Consider the following 872-nt stretch of genomic DNA (forward strand, 5'->3'; position numbering starts at 1 on the left):
GCGAACGTGCTCAAGAACATGACTCTGCAGCTACTCGACTTCGACCAACGCACCGACGCCCTGACCGTCGCCGACGCCGCCCTGTCCGCTGGCAAAGGCAGCACCCCCCGCACCCGCGCCATGCTCGCTGTCCGCAAGGCCCGCGCTCACGCTGCGCTGGGCGACCGCCGGGACTGCACCCGTGCGCTCTCTGATGCAGAAACCCACCTCGGCAAAGGAGAGCGCGACGACGACCCGACCTGGGTGCGCTACTTCGACCACGCCGAATACTGCGCCCAGGTCGCCATGACCTTCGTCGAGCTCGGCACACCCGCCCCCGCGGATCGGTACTTCGCCGCTGCCCTCGACCCCACCAGCGGCATCTCCCGCGTTCGCGACCGCGCCACCTACCTGATCCGCCACGCAGCCGTCCAGGTCGACCTCGGCGATCTCGACCATGCCCACGCGCTCGCTCATCAGGCGCTGCCGCACCTGGAAGAAGCTCCTTCCGCGCGCAACGGCTACCGCATCGGGGAACTGCGGTCCCGGCTCGCGCCCCATCGGGCTGACCCCCGCATCCGTATTCTCGACACCCGGCTGGCCGCTGCCGCGTGACCCCCACCCGCGTCGCGATCGTCACCGGTGCCAACCGCGGCATCGGCTACGAACTTGCCCGCCAACTCGCCGCCGCCGGCACCCTCGTGATCGCCACCGCTCGGACCGAACAGACCGCCTGCGAGACCGCAGCCAAGCTGCGTGCCGAAGGTGCCGATGTCCGCCCCGCAACCCTCGACCTCACCGACCAGGACTCCATCGACGGCCTTGTCGCCGACTCGATCACCCAACACAGCCGGATTGATGTTCTGGTCAACAACGCCGCCATCGCCATCGAC

1 protein-coding gene and 1 pseudogene are annotated in these 872 nt (G+C 69.3%); both read left to right on the forward strand.

Annotated elements, in window-relative coordinates:
• Positions 1–594, forward strand: a pseudogene (locus tag MJ785_RS18030) (transcriptional regulator); the annotation flags it as partial.
• A partial coding sequence (locus MJ785_RS18035; RefSeq protein WP_239381921.1) for an SDR family NAD(P)-dependent oxidoreductase occupies positions 591–872 on the forward strand: 282 nt, incomplete at its 3' end. The pseudogene MJ785_RS18030 and the gene MJ785_RS18035, both read left to right, overlap by 4 nt.

The sequence above is a fragment of the Protofrankia sp. CiT1 genome (assembly GCF_917627335.1).
Lineage (GTDB): Bacteria > Actinomycetota > Actinomycetes > Frankiales > Frankiaceae > Protofrankia.